We start from the raw sequence: 17,165 nt of genomic DNA, 5'->3' as shown, positions 1-17,165 counted from the left end.
TAAACTTGTATAGACATGTTGATGTTTTCGTTTTCATTATAGTATGAAACGCTTGTAAATACAAGTCGAATAATCTAAAAGAATTGTTTCATATTAAAAGCATACTTTTTGAGAATGCTATTTTTTTAAGGAAGAATGTGCTATCATTTTCTTTGAGTATCCTAGGGTGGAGGGATGGACATGAATAAATTTCATGATATATTTTTAGAGCTTGAAAAAGGGATTTTAGATGGAGATTATCAGCCTGGAACATTGCTGCCAAGCGAGAATCAATTAGTTGAACAGTATTCCGTTTCAAGAGAAACGATTCGTAAAGCGTTGAATTTGCTGATCAATGCAGGGTATATCCAAAAGCAGCAGGGGAAAGGATCAATCGTCTTAAATGTAAGAAAATTCGATTTGCCGATTTCTGGTGTTATCAGTTATAAAGAGCTGCAAAGTGCGCAACAAATACATAGTGTCACTAAAGTTGTGGAATTAAAAGAAGAGACTGTTAGTGAATCTTTGGCTCGTTTGACGGGATGGAAGAAAGATGCTGCGGTTTGGCGTTTAGTTCGACAAAGGGAGATTGACGGGGAAGTGGTGATCGTGGATATCGATTATTTATTTAAAGAAATCGTTAAGGAGTTGCCCGAAGATCGAGCGGCAGATTCTATCTATGATTATTTTGAAAATGATTTAGGACTGGCAATTAGTTACGCTCAAAAAGAGATTACAGTGGAAGCAGTAACAGAAGATGATCGCAAATTAATGGATATTCAAGAAGATACTCATGTGGTCGTTGTCCGTAGTGTAGTAAGTTTAGAAGACACACGTTGTTTTGAATACACAGAATCTAGGCATAGATTAGATAAATTCAAATTCGTCGATTTTGCCAGACGAAGAAAAGCGTAAGGAAATGTTGATTACTTTTAGGAGAGGAAAAAAATTGTGCATATAGGGATCATTTATTTTATTGTCATTATTTTAGCGAATACAGTTGGTGCAATTTCAGGTATGGGTGGTGGTGTGATCATCAAACCCGTACTAGATACGCTGGACTTCCATCCAGTAGCAGCAATTTCATTTTATTCTAGCGTAGCAGTGTTCACTATGTCGATCGTTTCTACGCTTAGGCAGATGAAAAATGGATTAAGGCTGCAAATTCCAATTGCGGTATTAGTATCTTTAGGTTCTATAATAGGTGGGATTTCTGGAAATTCGTTGTTCGAATCCTTGTTGCGATTATTTTCTGATGAAAAATATGTTCAATTGATTCAAATCATTCTGACGATCATAACGTTGTTGTTTGCTTATTTCTATACAAAAATTGGTAATGAGCGCTCCTTTGATTTATCTCATCCTATCTGGTATGTGATTGTCGGCTTATTTTTAGGGTTTATTTCTACTTTATTAGGAATTGGGGGCGGACCGATCAATGTAGCATTATTGATGTTGTGTTTTGGACTTCCAATCAAAGAAGCAACGGTCTATTCGATTATTACGATTTTCTTTTCGCAGGCAGCAAAATTATTTACGATTGCTCAAACAACGGGTTTTGGGCGCTTCGATCTCTCTATCTTATTTTACGTGATTCCAGCTGCTGTTTTGGGTGGTTTTGTGGGAGCGTTGATCAGTGGGAAAATTTCCTCTAAACGAGTGACTCAAGTGTTTCAACTTGTCATTATTTTGGTATTGCTATTAAATTTATGGAATGGTGTACAGTTGTTCATTTGATTATTAAAAACGATTATTTTACACTATTTGACGTATTGAGGAGGTCAATGCAATGGAGTATCATGTAAAAGAATTTACAAAATTGACGACTAAAGAATTTCTAGAAATCGTAAAGCTTAGAATCGCTGTATTTGTGGTTGAACAAAACTGTCCTTATCAAGAGGTGGATGACGCTGACGAGTTTGCTTGGCATACTTGGTTGCAAGAAGGATCAGATATTGTAGGCTATACCCGAATCATTGATAAAGGTGATACGGTAACTTTTGGTAGAGTAATAGTGAATCCTGATTATCGTGGGAAAAAATTAGGAAATAAACTTTTAGAAGAAACGTTGAAAGTTGTCGAAGAGAAATATCCAAATCGTCCCATTATTATTGGTGCGCAAGCGCATCTAACAAATTTTTATGGAACTTTTGGGTTTGAAGCTATTTCTGATGTGTATTTGGAAGATGATATTCCTCATATCCATATGAGGAGAAACTAAATAAAAAAAATGGCACGCATGAAAAAATGTGTGTCAATTTTTTTGTCGATACTAGAAATTAAAATTGCGGATTATTAAAGCCAATTACATAATATAAAAATAAATATCCTAACCATAATACACCTAATACAAATACAATTCGAGCTAACAAATTTGACTTTAATTTCAATTGCCAGCCACCAACTATGAGAGCGATACCTAGTACGCAATTGAAAATAAGTGTTCCTAACCGTGGATAGCTATCTTTCAAAATGATTTCTCCGACAAACCCCAGAATAAGTATGTAGACAAGAGATTTAGATGTAATCCAACTTTTTTTCATACTATTTTTTCCTCCTTGATGTAAGGTATCAATTTAGTATACATCAATCTTTGTTGGTACATCAATATAAACAAAAGCTTCCCCAATAAATGCAGATGCATTTGTTGGGGAAGCTAATTTACAAAATTGAACTAGTGTTAATCGTTGAAAGCTACTTTTTAATCTCTTCAGCATTATCATTCAAAACAGTCGTTGTTTTCGCGGCATTTTGAGCTGCCAACAAATCACGGATCTGTTCTAATAGATCATCCGTTGTAGGACCAGTAACTTCTTCTTCCTCTGGTTGTGGTGTTTTCTTCATCTTATTAACAGCTTTTACGATTAGGAATAAAACAAAGGCAGTAATTAAAAATGTAATAAGGGCACTAATCACATCACCAATGTTGAATGCTACACCTTTGACGTTAAAAACAAGGGCGCCTAGCGCATCATCTGCACTTTTTTCTCCAGTAGTAAATACGAATATCAAACTAATTAACGGCGTAATCAATCCGTTAACGATTTGTGTAACAATTGCAGTGAAAGCTGAACCAATAACGACCCCAACAGCTAAATCAAGGACATTTCCACGCATAATAAATTCTTTAAATTCTTTGATCATAAGTTTAACCTCCCTTTCTCAAATCCAGTATACAGAAAAAATGAAAAAAACTGAAATGAAAGACTCTTACATCAAGGAAAGACAGTTGAGCTGTGCTATAATTAAATGGATGTAGAAAATCTTAAAAAAACATTTAAAAACGGCCAGATGATTGTATTTCAGACTGGGCTTTATTATGATGAAAACAAAGAGGAGCTGACAAGATGCCGATCACATTAGCAAAAGGGGTCAACTTACATGTTGTTCCAACAGAAAAATATAAAACAGTGCGTATTTTGGTTCGTTTTAATACGTGTTTGAATAAAGAAACGATTACGAAACGGACTCTTCTATCTAGCTTGATGGAAACCAATAGTTTGAATTATCCAGACCAAGTAAAATTAAGTGAAAAATTAGCAGAGTTATACGGTGCTAGTTTTGGGATCAATGTGAACAAGAAAGGTAACTTGCATTGGTTGAACCTTTCCATGAACTTAGTTAATGATAAATACTTGGAAAATAGCCATGTCTTAGCAGATGCGGCTGATTTTGTGAAAGAAATTTTATTTTATCCAAACGTTATTGATGGACAGTTTGAAGCAGAGACTTTCCAACGCGAAAAAGAGAATTTAAAAGCTTATTATGAAAGTATTTCAGAAGACAAACAAGTCTATTCTTCTTTAGCTTTACAAAATTTATATTTCAGCCAATCTGAAGACCAAAAAATTCCAAGTTTCGGTACTATCGCTGATTTAGAAAAAGAAACCGCTGAAAGTATTGCGGCATATCATCAACAAATGATCCGAGAGGACCAAGTGGATATTTTTGTTCTTGGAGATGTGGATGAAGCTGAAGTAACAGCACTATTTAATAAATTACCATTTGAAGATCGCGCATCTGGAATTGCAGATATTTTTTATGCACAACCGTCTAGAAATGTGATCGAAGAACGTTCTGAACAAGAAATATTGGCACAATCAAAATTAAATTTGGGCTATCATACGGATGTCTATTATGGCGACGAAAACTATTTTGCGCTACAAATTTTCAATGGTGTATTTGGCGGATTTCCACATTCTAAATTATTCATGAATGTACGTGAAAAAGAAAATCTAGCTTATTATGCATCTAGCAGTGTCGATACATTCCGTGGATTTTTAAGTGTTCAGACAGGGATCGATGGCAAGAATCGTAATCAAGTTTTGCGCTTGATTTCAGTAGAATTAGATAATATTCGGCAAGGTAATGTGACAGACTTAGAAATTGAACAAACCAAAGCAATGTTGAAAAATCAATATTTACTTTCTTTAGACAATGCAGGTGCGGTTTTAGAAAATGAATATTTGAATGACTTGATTCCTCACCTTCGTTTAAAAGATGACGAGTGGATCCGCCGAATGGAAGCTGTCACATTAGCTGATGTTCAGCGTGTTGCAAAATTAGTGCAACTACAAGCCATTTTCTTTTTGGAAGGAGAAAAAGTCGATGAATAAAAAAGAATATCCTCAAATCAACGAAGTTCTCTATACAGAAGTCCTTGAAAATGGATTAACTGTTTATTTATTACCTAAAAAAGAGTACAACAAAACATATGGCTTGTTTACGACAAATTATGGTTCGATCGATAATGAATTTGTGCCGATCGGCAAAACAGAGTTTATAAAAGTACCAGATGGGATTGCTCATTTTCTAGAACATAAAATGTTTGAAAAAGAAGATGGAGATGTGTTCCAACAATTTGGTCGTCAAGGGGCTTCTGCCAATGCATTTACAAGTTTCACAAAAACAAGCTACCTGTTTTCAACAACGGATCAAGTAGAGAAAAACTTAGAAACCTTAATCGATTTTGTTCAGGAACCTTACTTTACAAAAGAAACAGTCGATAAAGAAAAAGGAATCATTGGGCAAGAAATCCAAATGTATCTAGATGATTCTAACTGGCGCTTATTTTTCGGCACATTAGGCAATCTTTATCCAAAACACCCTCTGCATATTGATATTGCAGGAACTGTGGAAAGTATTAGCGAAATCACAGCAGAAGACTTATATACTTGTTACAATACATTTTATCACCCAAGTAATATGACATTATTTGTTGTTGGGAAAATGGATCCAGAAGAAATGATGGCCTTTATCCGCAAAAATCAGTCAGCAAAAACATTTGCTAAAGCTGAACCGATCAAACGTCATTTTCCAAAAGAAACAGCGACAGACATCATTAAAGAAAGTTCTCTTTCCATGGCTATCAGCCGTTCAAAAGTTATTGTTGGCTTAAAAGGATTAGATGAAGTTCCAACGGATGGCAAAGAATTGCTTAAATACAAAACCACAGCGAATTTGCTGTTCCAATTGTTATTTGGTAATACGTCGCAAAATTATTTGAATATGTATAACGAAGGTTTACTAGATGATAGTTTTGGCTATGAATTTAATTTAGACCGTAGCTTCCACTTTGCTGATTTTGGAGGAGACAGTGACCATCCGGAACAATTAGCTGAACGAATTGAAGAGATCCTTCTGTCTGTTGACAAAAGTCCTGAATTAACAGATGAGAACTTATCATTGTTGAAGAAGAAAATGATTGGGAAATACTTCCAATCGTTAAACTCACTAGAATATATCGCAAACCAATTTTCACAATCACTTTATGGTGAAACGACGTTGTTTGATACACCCGAAGTGATTGAAAGTATTCAATTAGCTGACGTGAAAGCAGTAGCACAAGCATTTATCAACAAAGATGGATTGAGCCGTTTTTACATGTATCCTAAAAAATAATAAGTGTTTATTAGAAACGGATAGTGCGGTAATAATGTATTTTTTTGACACTGATGATTTTTCTTACGAATGAGAAAAATCATCAGATGTTAAAGTTGAAATGCAAGTATTTGAAGTGACAGGTATGCGAAATAAAAAAAGTCCGATATTTAGACAAAAACTTTCAAAAATGTTATCCTCATCAGTATTTTTTTATGTTATCCTTAGAAGAGTTGGATGAATTGATGCTTCCAACTATTTTATTCAGTAATTAAAGTGAACTGAGCTATTTTTACTCAAACGTTTTACATAAGACAATTACAAACTTACAAAAGAGCAGTTAGATAGGGAGCTATTCAGAAGTACCGTATCTTATTTAACAATAAGCTGCAGATTAAAAATCGCCTGATCGATTTAGGTGAAACTGATAAATTAGAAAGACTGGAGAAGATGGACGAGTGGCCAGCGTAAATATAGGAAAAAAATTAAGAGATGCACGACTGCAGCAGAATATGTCATTAGATGAACTGCAGCAAATTACTAAAACACAAAAACGCTATTTAATAGCAATCGAAGAAAATGATTTTGATTCTATGCCAGGGACTTTTTACGTACGTGCATTTATTCGTCAGTACGCAAGTGCGGTCGGGTTAGACGGTAATGAATTAGTCGAGATTTATGATGGAATAGATGAACCAGAAGACATAGAGACAGCGATTCAATATGAAACATTGGATGAGTCACGTACACAAATGTATGATGAAAACAGCCAAACCAAACGCTTTATGCGCAGTTTACCTGCAGTTATTTTTTCGTTGATAGGATTAGCAATAGCAATCGTTGTTTTTTACATTACATGGCAAGATCGGCAGGCGGCACCAATGATCCAACCGCCAGCCTCTGAAATCATCAGAGATTCTTCTTCCCAAGTAAGTTCTGAATCGAGCCAAGCCCCTACTTCAAGTAGTACAGAGGCATCAAGTTCAAGCTCTTCTTCGGAGCCAAAGGCACTAACAGAAGTGAAATTTGAAAATGAATCTGGTGTAACAGTCAATATGAGTGCAGTTAATGTGGCAAATCCAGGAAAACTTGAATTTAGCGCTGTGACCGGACCTTGTTGGGTCGGTATTTATATCGCTACAGCGGCTAACAATGATAATGGCTACTTTTACCAAGAAACCATTCAACCTGGGCAGCCAAAATCTGTTGAGATCCCAGCTGGAACGGCGCAAGTGGTTATTAGTTTAGGTGCTTCAGAGTATATGGAGTTCAAATTAGACGGTCAAAAAGCTGATTTCAATCCGAATAGTGCTGGAATTGGGCCGAGAAATATTAATTTGACATTAGCGTATGCACAAACTGAACAATCAGAGCAGTCTCAACCACAATAAAGAAAATATATGATTTTATTTGTTCATAGGTGATGAGCGAGAAAAATTTACGATAGATGACAAGCTGTTGTAAGTATTTTTCTCGCTCATTTATTGAGATTGTGATCAAATATACCTAACAGGGTTTTCTTTAAAATAAAAATGTGTCTTTTTTCGTGACACCTTCTACAAGATAACGTAAAATAAGGAAGAGAAGAGAGGGGCAACAGGCATTGAATTTACCAAATAAATTAACAGTTATTAGAATATTTATGATTCCAATTTTTATTGCTGTCGTTAGCATACCGATGGATTGGGGTACGATTACAATAGCGGGAACATCTTTAGCAATTACTCAGTTAGTTGGGGCGATTATTTTTGCAGTCGCAAGTATTACCGATTGGTTAGATGGAAAGATTGCTCGAGCACGAGGCTTAGTTACCAACTTTGGCAAGTTTGCCGATCCATTAGCAGATAAGATGCTTGTGATGACGGCTTTTATCGTTTTAGTGGGGCAACAAAAAGCACCAACTTGGGTAGTAGCGATCATTGTTTGTAGAGAGTTAGCGGTTACTGGATTACGTTTGCTATTAGTTGAAGGCGGCGAAGTGATGGCTGCTGCTTGGCCTGGTAAAGTAAAAACAGCAACACAGATGGTTGCGATTATATTATTATTTATCAATAATATCCCATTTGCAGCAATTGGGTTTCCATTAGATCAAATTATGTTGTACGTTTGTCTGCTATTTACAATTTATTCTGGAGTCGATTATTTTGTGAAAAATGCAAACGTCTTTAAAGGATCAATGTAACGAGTATTAAAAAATTACTAGTAAAAATCTAACTTTTCTACTTGATTTCGAGTAAAAAGGTTAGATTTTTTTATTTTCCAAAGTTATTTTTTGCAAAAATGAAGATGAAAAACCTTGTTTAATCAGTCTTTATCATTTTTTTTGGTACTTATAAAAATTTCTGATACTACTGTTTATAAAATAATAGTTTACTTTTTTTGAAACTGTGGGTATAATTTGTGTATCGAAACTACTATCATATGAACAGTAGTGTTCGAATAAAAAAAATTGGAGGAATTTAGAATGAACAAATTTGTAAAAGGTGCAGTAGTTGCTGGTTTAGCTTTATCAATCGGAGGAACAGGGGTTGTTGCGACCGCTACTCAAGCACATGCAAACTCAGCTCAACTTGTAGATAACACTGCAAAAATCAATGCATTGATCCAAGAAAAACAAGAAGTGATCAACAAGAAAAAAGTTAGCCGTAATTCGCAAGAACAAAAAGCATTGGGCATCCGCATTGGCGAAATCGAACGCGAAATCCAAGCATTGAAAAAAGGCGGCACAACAGGTGGATCAACTGGAAACACAACAACACCAACAACACCAGGTGAAGACACAGCATCAAAAATCAACGCATTGATCCAAGAAAAACAAGAAGCAATCAACAAGAAAAAAGTTAGCCGTGACCCACAAGAACAAAAAGCTTTAGGTATCCGTATTGGCGAAATCGAACGCGAAATCCAAGCATTAAAAAATGGTAATACAACAGGTGGATCAACTGGCAATACAACACCATCAGCACCTGTAGAAGACAATACAGCTAAAATCAATGCATTGATCCAAGAGAAACAAGAATTGATCAACAAGAAAAAAGTATCACGTGATAAAAACGAGCAAAAAGCTTTAGGTAAACAAATCGATCAAATCGAAAAAGAAATTAAGCAACTTAAAAAAAATAAATAATTCCCTAATAACTAACGACTAATTCTCAATTTTCTTACCCAAATTTGTGTGAATATTATAAAACTATATTTTTCGTCAAGTCATGTTGGCGAAGGACTAAAAAGAATGCAGCTGCCTAATAAAGGAGCTGCATTCTTTTTAGTTAAATAAAAGGGCCAACGACCACTGTATAGATGCTCAAAATAATTCCTGCAAGAATAAACAGAACACTTAAAGTGGATAGAAGGTTGAATTTTTTAGACTGGTTAGGTCCCTTTTTAAACAATTTTGATAAAGCTGCAAATAAGAGTCCTAAAATAATTAGCAAGCCATTAACAAAAAAAGTAGATGAGGCATTTTTTTTCTTACCTGTTTTCTTAAGCACAGAATTTTGTAATGCCTTTAATTTTTTCTCATATTTAAAAGTAGCGCTTGGAGCCTTGATTGTAGGCGAAACTTGTGCAAGCCCGTTATCGATTGTTACTTTGTCAGCGGATAAAGTAAAAGTCGGTTCGGTATTTTTTTGAATAAGACCATAAAAATCTTGATCTAAAATTATTTCTTCTTTATTTATGGTATTGTTCCCTTTAGTAAGTAATTGTTTGTATTCATATGTCGCGAAAGCTTGGTCGAAAATCGCGTTACCAAAAGCATGACGCTGTAACTCTCCTTCTTGATCTTCCCAATCTCCCACGCCTAATACGATTTCGATCAGACGCGTATTTTCCCGTTTAGCAGTTGCTGCATAGTTAAAGCCACCTGTTGGGCTAGAACCTGTTTTTAAGCCATCTGCCCCCTCATAGCCATAAGCGAGGCCAGGTAATGAATAGTTATGATTTTCTAAAACTTCAGCGTAAGGCGTATTTTCCATGATCGTGATTTGAGTTGGACTTGTGTATGTCACCGTATCTGGATAATTTTTCAGTAAGTGATAAGATAGAATCGCTAAATCTCTTGCTGTCGTGACGTTATCCGCGTTTTGGTCGATCCCTTCAGGTTTATAGTAACCGTTGAATGAACCTGTTTCAGCACCACTGCAATTGTAAAATGTCGAATTTGTCATACCGAGTTCTTTGGCTTTATCATTCATCATATGGATAAATTTTGCTTCATCATTAGCTGTTACAAGGTTTGCCAGCATCACTGTTGCGACATTTGATGATTGTACGAGCGTTGCATACAGCAGATCACGAACTGGATAGTTTACACCAGAAACGATCGAATTGTTACTTAATTCATAGATTTGTGAAATAGCTTGGTCGTTGTCTGTCGCCTTAACTGTTGTATCTAAAGTGAATTGTCCCTTTTCCATTGCTTCAAATACCAGATAAACAGACATTAATTTGGCAATACTGGCTGGGTTCCATTTTAAATCAGGATTGTCTTCCCAAAGAACTTGCCCTGTTTGAGCGTCAATTACGATCGAGGCTTTCGGCTTATAAAATTCATTCGTTTGATAACCTGCATTTTGAGTGATTGTCAGAATATCTTCTTGAGCGTAGGCACTGGCAGCTGTGAAGAGACCTGAAAAATAGCCTAGAACTAATATTAGTGAGCAAATTTTTAGTAAAATGGTTCTTTTCTTCATATAAACATCCTTTGTAATTTGTTATTCTTTTCTATAAATAAACTGGAAAGTTGACGTTTTAGTTGCTAATTGTAAACGTAAAATGTCGGCAATCTGTATTTAATTAACTAAGTGGGTCAAGTGATTCGAAATTTTGACTGACGAAATAAAAACACCATCTTCTATTAAACTATCGTTTTTTAGCAAAGTCAATGTTAAAGCAAAAGTGTAACGCTTCTATTCTACGTGAAAAACAAATAAAATTGTTTCTTTTTCATACACTTTAAATAAAAAGTAATTTGTTAGTAGTTTTGGTATACTTAAAAAGACGGAGGTGGATTTGAAATGAAGATTGAACAGATGGTTGCTTCACAATTGGACTACTTTTCTGAACAGATTTCTAAAAGCATATTATTACTGCCTTTTTATAGTACTCATACTTTGGCTAGACAAGTATTTAATAAAAAAACACGAGAAAATTCAGGAATTGCGTATGTTATCTATAGGGGAAAGACTCCGTATATGTTTTTGACCGTTGAAGAAGGAGTCGTCACCAATGTTTTGATACGAGAATCATTAAAAATTAGCTGGACAGCAATATTTCTAATGATTGAGAAACTTTTTAAACAATCGTTTCAACCAACGATCACATTTGATTTTTCTCAATCGCTGACCTTACATTTACAAGAAGTTTTCTTGAAACAAGGATATATGGTTCATGAAGGGCGAATAAGTACGAAAGATTTAAGCTATAATACCGCGTTAGTATTAGGTGGTGGCGGAGCCCGTGGTGCTTATCAAATCGGTGTTTGGCAAGCGTTGGAGGAATTAGGTATCTCATTGAAGATCATTACAGGCACATCGGTAGGTGCGTTGAATGGTGCATTGATTTTACAAGATGATTTTGAAGCTGCTAAAAATATGTGGGAAAAAATCGATACTCAAAAAATTTTATCATTTCCAGTAACAGCAGCATCAGCTGATACATTAAGCGGTATGGTCAGCCAAATCGGCTCATTTACTGTAAATGCGATCCAATCAAACGGCGTTTCAACATTACCATTACGTAAGTTGATCAATGATACTTTCTCGCAGGAAAAAATGCGACAGGTGACATCAGATTTTTATTTAGTAACGACTGAATTGCCTAACTTACAAGAAAAAGATATACACTTCAATACATGTAAAAGTGATCGATGGCAGAGTTGGCTGTTGGCGTCTGCTTCTTTTTTCCCAGCTATGGCAGCCACTCAGATCGATGGGAAATATTATGTAGATGGCGGTTATCGGAATAATATTCCAGTCGATATTGCGTTAAAAAATGGGGCGACAGAATGTATTGTGGTCGATGTTAAAGGTCCTGGGATTACAAAGCCAATCAAAATATCAGCAACGGCAACTATGCTGAACTTACAGACATCGTGGTCTATGGGAGCGGTTCTTTTATTTGATGGGGCTCGTTCGACCCAAAATATCAAGCTAGGTTATTTAGAAACTATGAAAGTTATTGGTCGGAAATATTTAGGTCATTGGTATACGTTTGATGAGACGCTGAAAAATGTTGAGAAATTCCAACAAGACTTTTTTGTCTACATTAAAAACGCCTATCAAATAAACTTATGTGATTCTACTGAACAACAAAATAAAATCTGTAAGAAATTGCGTAAAGTTTATAAAGACAGGGTGTATACTGAAAATATCGGTTTGGTTTTAGTCGAATTATTAGCAAAGAGTCAAGAAATTTCAGCTTCTAAGCTATATAAGATCGAAGAATTAGTCGAAATTTTGCAGAAAAGTGGACAGATGAAGGTTGATTTGGTGGAGACAATAGGAATGATTTCTATCCAAGAATGGTTGAAAAAATACTATGAAGATTACTTTTTACTTTCTGACAAACAACAGCTATCATTAATGAATAATTTGCTTGATGCAGATGAGAAAGAAAAACCACAACGCTTGGCTTTTTTACTAGATAAATTACCAACACAAACGTTACAAATTTTAATGAAAGAATTTATATTACAAGGAGTGGATGAATAATGAAACAAGAATTTTCATATGAAATCGTAGAAGAAATCGCAATATTATCAGAAAATACCCAAGGTTGGCGCAAGGAATTCAATTTGGTCAGTTGGAATGGTCGTCCGCCAAAATTTGATTTAAGAGACTGGTCTGCAGATCATGAAAAAATGGGTAAAGGAATCACGTTAACGAATGAAGAGTTTGATATCTTATCTAAAGCAATAAAATCTATGTAGAAAGGACACCCTGTCGATGAAAAGCATGACTGGTTTTGGAAAAGAAACATTTTTAAATGACACATATCAAATCGATGTTGAAATCAAGAGTGTCAATCAACGCTTTCTAGATATTCAATTACGAATGCCCAAAGAGGTCAATCCTCATGAGATGGCTATTCGCCAATTAATGAAAGAGACGTTGCAACGTGGGCGGATCGAAGCCTACATTAACATCAAGCAGACGGGTAGTGGTAATAAAGAAGTATTAGTTCATTGGAATCTCATCCATCAATTGTTAGGAGAAGTCCAACAAGAATTAGCCGCTAATTATCCCAAAGCTGAATTTGATCCTGCGCAAAACATCAATCAACTGCTGAACAATTCTGATTATGTTGAGGTAACAGAAAAGCAGGAAGCAGATGAAACATTTGGCGTGCTGATTCTAGATTGTGTGAAAAAAGCAGTCGAACGAATCGATGCCAGCCGCTTACAGGAAGGTCAAAAAATTCAGCAAGTACTGTCCGCTTATTGCCAAGATTTCATTGCTTTGGTGAGTGAGTTGGAAGGCTTTGTGGGTACCTATGAAAAGGATTATCGTGAAAAATTTGAAACGAAATTGAATGATTGGCTTGGTAGTCAAGTTGATGAAGCACGCTTGTTGACGGAACTTGCGATTTTACTTGAAAAAGGGGATATACATGAAGAGTTGGATCGTTTAGCAATTCATGTGGATAAGTTGCAGGAATTATTGATACAGCCAGAACCTGTTGGCCGAGAATTAGATTTTCTGATTCAGGAGATGAATCGTGAAGTCAATACGATTGGGTCTAAATCCAGTCCAATCGAGATCAAAAACATCGTGGTTCAGATGAAAACGATGCTTGAAAAAATTCGTGAACAGATCCAAAATGTCGAATAATAGAAAATAGTTTGTGATTCCGATTTTTAAAGCTATAATTAAAGAGAAGAAAGCAAAGAGGTGAAGAATTATGTCAAAGTATTATGATGTAACGTTCCATGAATTAAGCGGGAAAACTGTGGTAAAAAGAGAAATCATTTCGGATAAAGAACCATTTGATGTTTGGGAAGATGCTTGTGTGTCATTTACAGAGGATGTTTTCAATATTCGTGTGAATGAAGATACATTTGTATCATTGAACCGTCGTTTCGTTGTCCGTGTGGATGTCGAAGAAGTGGATGGACCTGTGGATAAAAAAATCAAACGCCATGATGAAATTATGGGTGTTGTGAATACTTTATCGAATATGGGGTTTTAAGAGAATCAATAATTTAAAGAGGATGAGACAAAAGCGTTTAACTCCGAGAAATAAGAAGGAATTTGCGGAAAATGGTTCTTCAAATTTTTGGTGAATTTCGGCTTATTTCCGAAGGAGTTGCTTTTGCATCACCGTTTATTCAGTTTAGAGGATGAGACAAAACCATTTTTAGTTTTGTCTCATCCTCTTTATTTTTTTATAAAAAGATAAATACACTAACTGCTGAAAGAATGAAAATAATTCCTAAAGCAAATAACAAGCGAGTCGCGGGAGTTGCTATTTTTCGGCTACCTCGTCTGACGCCAGCGATCCGTTTCCTAAATACTTTTGAAAGAACCAGTAGCAACAAACCTAAGACAGCTAGGATGCCGGTGACCAGATAATTATGTCCTTCTTTTTTTGTAGAAGAAGACGGAACAGTCTTCTTTTTTTCTGTTTTGGTAGACGGATCATCCGTTGCTTTTGAGTTGGTTTCTTGGTACTGAACACTTTGAGCAGGGATTTTTGGAGAAACTTGACCGTATTCATTCTTTAAAGATAATTTTCCATCTGCTAATGTGAAACTAGGTTCAGTATCCTTTTTAGCAAATCCGTAAAAATCTTGTTCTAGGGTAATTTCTTTTCCATTGATCTTATTTGATCCTTTAGAAAGTAGTTTTTTATGTTCATAAGTAGAAAAAGCATGATCTAAAATCGCATTTCCAGCAAGATGACGCTCATATTCGCCCTCTTGATCTGACCAATCACCTACACCTAGAACAACTTCAATTAATCGCATATCGCCTTTTTTAGCTGTTGCGATATAGTTAAAACCGCCAGTTGGGCTTGAGCCAGTTTTTAATCCATCGACTCCCTCATAACCGTATTTTGCGCCAGGTAATGAGTAATTATAAGTTTCAAAGGTTTCAGCATAAGGTGTATTTTCCATAGTCGTAACAACTGGCTTGTTGGTGAATTGTAAAATATCAGGGTATTTTTTGATTAAATTATAGGTTAAAATAGCCAAGTCTCTAGCAGTTGATTTATTATCGCCCTCTGGATCGATGCCTGGCGCTTGATATAATCCTTCAAAAGCACTGATTTGGGCGCCGCTACAGTTAAAGTAGGTTGTATTTTTCATGCCTAATTCTGCTGCTTTTTCGTTCATTTTGCGAATGAAACCAGCTTCGTCATTATCAGAAACTAGATTTGCTAGCATCAGTGTGGCAACATTTGAGGAGGGAACGGCTACCATCGAGAACAAGTCTCGAACAGGATAATCTACGCCTAAGGCAATTTTATTATTGCTTAAGGCGTAAATTTGAGAGATATTTACATATTTTTCAGTTGCAGTGACAGTCGTGTCTAAATTGAATTTACCTTGCTCCATCGCTTCCAAGGCTAAATACATAGTCATGACTTTAGCGATACTTGCCGGACTCCAAGATAGATCAGGTTGTTTTTCCCACAAAATATGACCAGAATCAGCATCGATCACAATCGAGGCTTTTGGTCGATAGCCGTCTTTTATAGGGTATCCTGATTTTTTTGCAAATTCCATTAGGTCTTCTTCTGCATAACTTGTTTGCGCAAAACCTCCAAGTAAAATACAAGCAGCAAGTAAGAAGGCCGTTGTGGCTTTCCAAAATCTTTTTTTAATGAACATAAATTTAAATCCCTTCGTTTTTTATACATCAATTTCTGTGAGTTGGTCAGTTGTCAGAGTATAAAAGTGCGTAATAACTTCATTCTACTTGAAAAGTAGATAAAGTGTATACTTTTTTTGCAAATATTTTTGTAATAGAGGTGACAATTTTGATAGATAGAAGAGTATATTCTTTTTTTGAAAATATTAAGCAATAAAGCCTTGAAAATTACTGAAAAAAAGTGCATTATAGAAGTAATACTTAAAAGACATATTTTGAAAGGAAGTCGTCATGTCAGAGCGTGGATTATTAATTGTACTATCGGGTCCTTCTGGAGTTGGTAAAGGAACAGTACGAAAAGCAATTTTTGATAGTGAAGAGAATGATTTTCAGTACTCAATTTCTATGACTACCCGTAAAATGCGGGAAGGAGAAGTAGAAGGAGTAGATTACTACTTCCGCACAAAAGAAGAATTTGAAGCAATGATCGAAGCTGGTGAAATGTTGGAATATGCGCAGTACGTAGGGAATTATTACGGAACGCCTCTTTCTTATGTTAACCAAACGCTTGATAAGGGAAAAGATGTCTTTTTAGAAATCGAAGTCCAAGGTGCCGAACAAGTGAAAGAAAAAGTGCCAGACGGCGTATTTATTTTTCTAACGCCGCCTGATTTATCCGAGCTAAAATCACGAATCGTTGGTCGCGGTACCGATGATCATGATGTGATTGAAGAAAGAATGCGTGTGGCTCGCGAAGAAATCGAAATGATGGCATTATATGATTATGCTGTTGTGAACGATAAAGTGCCATTGGCAGTGAAACGAATCAAAGAAATTATCGCGAGTGAACATTTTCGCGTTGATCGAGTAATTGGTAAATATATTAAAATGTTGAAGGAGATGTAGCCTTATGATGCTAAAACCATCTATTGACTCATTATTAAAAGAAGTACCATCAAAATATTCACTTGTGATTCTAGCAAGTAAACGTGCGCATGAATTAGACGAAGGTGCACAACCAACACTAGAAAGTTTTGAATCTGTAAAAAGCGTAGGCCAAGCATTAGAAGAAATCGACGCTGCAACAGTGATCAACGATCCTCGCCCAGAAGAGAAACGCGAAAGAATGCGTATGGCAAAAGAAGAACAAAAAATGAGACATGAACAAGAACAAAAAGAACTTGAAAATCGCATCCGCGAAGAAAAAAGTCTATAACATATAAAAACTGGGATGAAACTATGAAGAGTTTTCATCTCAGTTTTTATATGTTTAGAAAATAAACAACGAACGGCTGCTTTAATTTTTGGTAATAGAAATCAGAGGAACAAGACAAATGCTTGATTCTTTAGTACAATAGGCAAAGAAAAGCTGAACGAACCCGTTTAGCTCTGACAGAAAAATAGGGAAAGAAGATTGTGCCGTAATTTCGCACTAGCAACTTTCATCTTTTTTCCGAAGAGCTGGTTCGAGAATCTAGATCAAAGAAAAGC

General features: G+C 35.7%; 18 protein-coding genes. 14 read left to right on the top strand and 4 right to left on the bottom strand.

Translation table 11 applies throughout. The annotated features are described in order from the left end of the window. Window positions 1–180: 180 nt before the first annotated feature. Genes treR through BCR21_RS13225 form a run of 3 tightly spaced genes read left to right on the top strand, consistent with a single transcriptional unit; the run spans window position 181 to window position 2,200 of the window. The gene (treR, locus tag BCR21_RS13235) at window positions 181–894 is read left to right on the top strand and encodes a trehalose operon repressor (protein ID WP_069646940.1); all 714 of its coding nucleotides are present in this window, start codon (window positions 181–183) and stop codon (window positions 892–894) included. A 36-nt stretch (window positions 895–930) separates the two neighbouring features. Then, on the top strand, window positions 931–1,716 hold the full coding sequence (locus BCR21_RS13230) for a sulfite exporter TauE/SafE family protein (RefSeq protein WP_069646939.1): 786 nt from the start codon (window positions 931–933) through the stop codon (window positions 1,714–1,716). Between the two features lie 52 nt (window positions 1,717–1,768). After that, on the top strand, window positions 1,769–2,200 hold the full coding sequence (locus tag BCR21_RS13225; RefSeq protein WP_069646938.1) for a GNAT family N-acetyltransferase: 432 nt from the start codon (window positions 1,769–1,771) through the stop codon (window positions 2,198–2,200). Between the two features lie 58 nt (window positions 2,201–2,258). Here BCR21_RS13225 and BCR21_RS13220 read toward each other — a convergent pair whose 3' ends face one another. Beyond that, window positions 2,259–2,522 (bottom strand): hypothetical protein, encoded by a 264-nt coding sequence (locus BCR21_RS13220; protein ID WP_069646937.1) that lies wholly within the window; start codon window positions 2,520–2,522, stop codon window positions 2,259–2,261. 151 nt (window positions 2,523–2,673) lie between these two features. Then, window positions 2,674–3,123, bottom strand: a complete 450-nt coding sequence (gene mscL / locus BCR21_RS13215; protein ID WP_069646936.1) for a large conductance mechanosensitive channel protein MscL — start codon at window positions 3,121–3,123, stop codon at window positions 2,674–2,676. Window positions 3,124–3,326: 203 nt separating this feature from the next. On the opposite strand from mscL, the gene yfmF reads away from it, so the two are divergent. The 5 genes from yfmF (at window position 3,327) to BCR21_RS13190 (ending at window position 8,986) form a co-directional block, all read left to right on the top strand. After that, the gene (gene yfmF, locus BCR21_RS13210; RefSeq protein WP_069646935.1) at window positions 3,327–4,595 is read left to right on the top strand and encodes an EF-P 5-aminopentanol modification-associated protein YfmF; all 1,269 of its coding nucleotides are present in this window, start codon (window positions 3,327–3,329) and stop codon (window positions 4,593–4,595) included. Further along, a complete protein-coding gene (yfmH, locus tag BCR21_RS13205; protein WP_069646934.1) occupies window positions 4,588–5,880 on the top strand; it encodes an EF-P 5-aminopentanol modification-associated protein YfmH in 1,293 nt (430 codons plus the stop codon). The genes yfmF and yfmH overlap by 8 nt, the downstream gene beginning before the upstream one ends. Window positions 5,881–6,317: 437 nt before the next feature. Continuing rightward, window positions 6,318–7,250, top strand: a complete 933-nt coding sequence (locus BCR21_RS13200; protein WP_069646933.1) for a helix-turn-helix domain-containing protein — start codon at window positions 6,318–6,320, stop codon at window positions 7,248–7,250. A 212-nt stretch (window positions 7,251–7,462) separates the two neighbouring features. Further along, the gene (gene pgsA / locus BCR21_RS13195) at window positions 7,463–8,041 is read left to right on the top strand and encodes a CDP-diacylglycerol--glycerol-3-phosphate 3-phosphatidyltransferase (RefSeq protein WP_069646932.1); all 579 of its coding nucleotides are present in this window, start codon (window positions 7,463–7,465) and stop codon (window positions 8,039–8,041) included. Between the two features lie 282 nt (window positions 8,042–8,323). Beyond that, window positions 8,324–8,986, top strand: a complete 663-nt coding sequence (locus tag BCR21_RS13190) for a hypothetical protein (RefSeq protein WP_069646931.1) — start codon at window positions 8,324–8,326, stop codon at window positions 8,984–8,986. Between the two features lie 142 nt (window positions 8,987–9,128). Here BCR21_RS13190 and BCR21_RS13185 read toward each other — a convergent pair whose 3' ends face one another. Then, entirely contained in the window at window positions 9,129–10,553 is a 1,425-nt protein-coding gene (locus BCR21_RS13185; RefSeq protein WP_069646930.1) for a DUF1958 domain-containing protein, read from the bottom strand. A gap of 324 nt (window positions 10,554–10,877) precedes the next feature. Between BCR21_RS13185 and BCR21_RS13180 the strand changes: the two genes are divergently transcribed. The 4 genes from BCR21_RS13180 to BCR21_RS13165 all read left to right on the top strand — a co-directional run bounded on the left by BCR21_RS13180 (window position 10,878) and on the right by BCR21_RS13165 (window position 14,049). After that, entirely contained in the window at window positions 10,878–12,572 is a 1,695-nt protein-coding gene (locus BCR21_RS13180; RefSeq protein WP_069646929.1) for a patatin-like phospholipase family protein, read from the top strand. After that, the gene (locus BCR21_RS13175) at window positions 12,572–12,790 is read left to right on the top strand and encodes a YdbC family protein (RefSeq protein ID WP_069646928.1); all 219 of its coding nucleotides are present in this window, start codon (window positions 12,572–12,574) and stop codon (window positions 12,788–12,790) included. The genes BCR21_RS13180 and BCR21_RS13175 overlap by 1 nt, the downstream gene beginning before the upstream one ends. 16 nt (window positions 12,791–12,806) lie before the next feature. Beyond that, complete coding sequence (locus tag BCR21_RS13170; RefSeq protein WP_069646927.1) at window positions 12,807–13,691, top strand: YicC/YloC family endoribonuclease; 885 nt, start codon at window positions 12,807–12,809, stop codon at window positions 13,689–13,691. A gap of 70 nt (window positions 13,692–13,761) precedes the next feature. Beyond that, complete coding sequence (locus tag BCR21_RS13165) at window positions 13,762–14,049, top strand: hypothetical protein (RefSeq protein ID WP_069646926.1); 288 nt, start codon at window positions 13,762–13,764, stop codon at window positions 14,047–14,049. Window positions 14,050–14,245: 196 nt separating this feature from the next. On the opposite strand, the gene BCR21_RS13160 is transcribed toward BCR21_RS13165, so the two are convergent. After that, a complete protein-coding gene (locus tag BCR21_RS13160; RefSeq protein ID WP_069646925.1) occupies window positions 14,246–15,694 on the bottom strand; it encodes a DUF1958 domain-containing protein in 1,449 nt (482 codons plus the stop codon). 271 nt (window positions 15,695–15,965) lie between these two features. On the opposite strand from BCR21_RS13160, the gene gmk reads away from it, so the two are divergent. Then, on the top strand, window positions 15,966–16,580 hold the full coding sequence (gene gmk / locus BCR21_RS13155; RefSeq protein ID WP_069646924.1) for a guanylate kinase: 615 nt from the start codon (window positions 15,966–15,968) through the stop codon (window positions 16,578–16,580). 4 nt (window positions 16,581–16,584) lie between these two features. After that, on the top strand, window positions 16,585–16,890 hold the full coding sequence (gene rpoZ, locus BCR21_RS13150; RefSeq protein ID WP_010766464.1) for a DNA-directed RNA polymerase subunit omega: 306 nt from the start codon (window positions 16,585–16,587) through the stop codon (window positions 16,888–16,890). Window positions 16,891–17,165 lie beyond the last annotated feature (275 nt).

Origin of the sequence: Enterococcus ureasiticus, assembly GCF_001730285.1 — a bacterium.
Taxonomy (GTDB): Bacteria; Bacillota; Bacilli; order Lactobacillales; family Enterococcaceae; genus Enterococcus_L; species Enterococcus_L ureasiticus.
The sequence above is the reverse complement of the archived record's forward strand: the minus strand, read 5'-3'. Positions and strand labels throughout refer to the sequence as shown.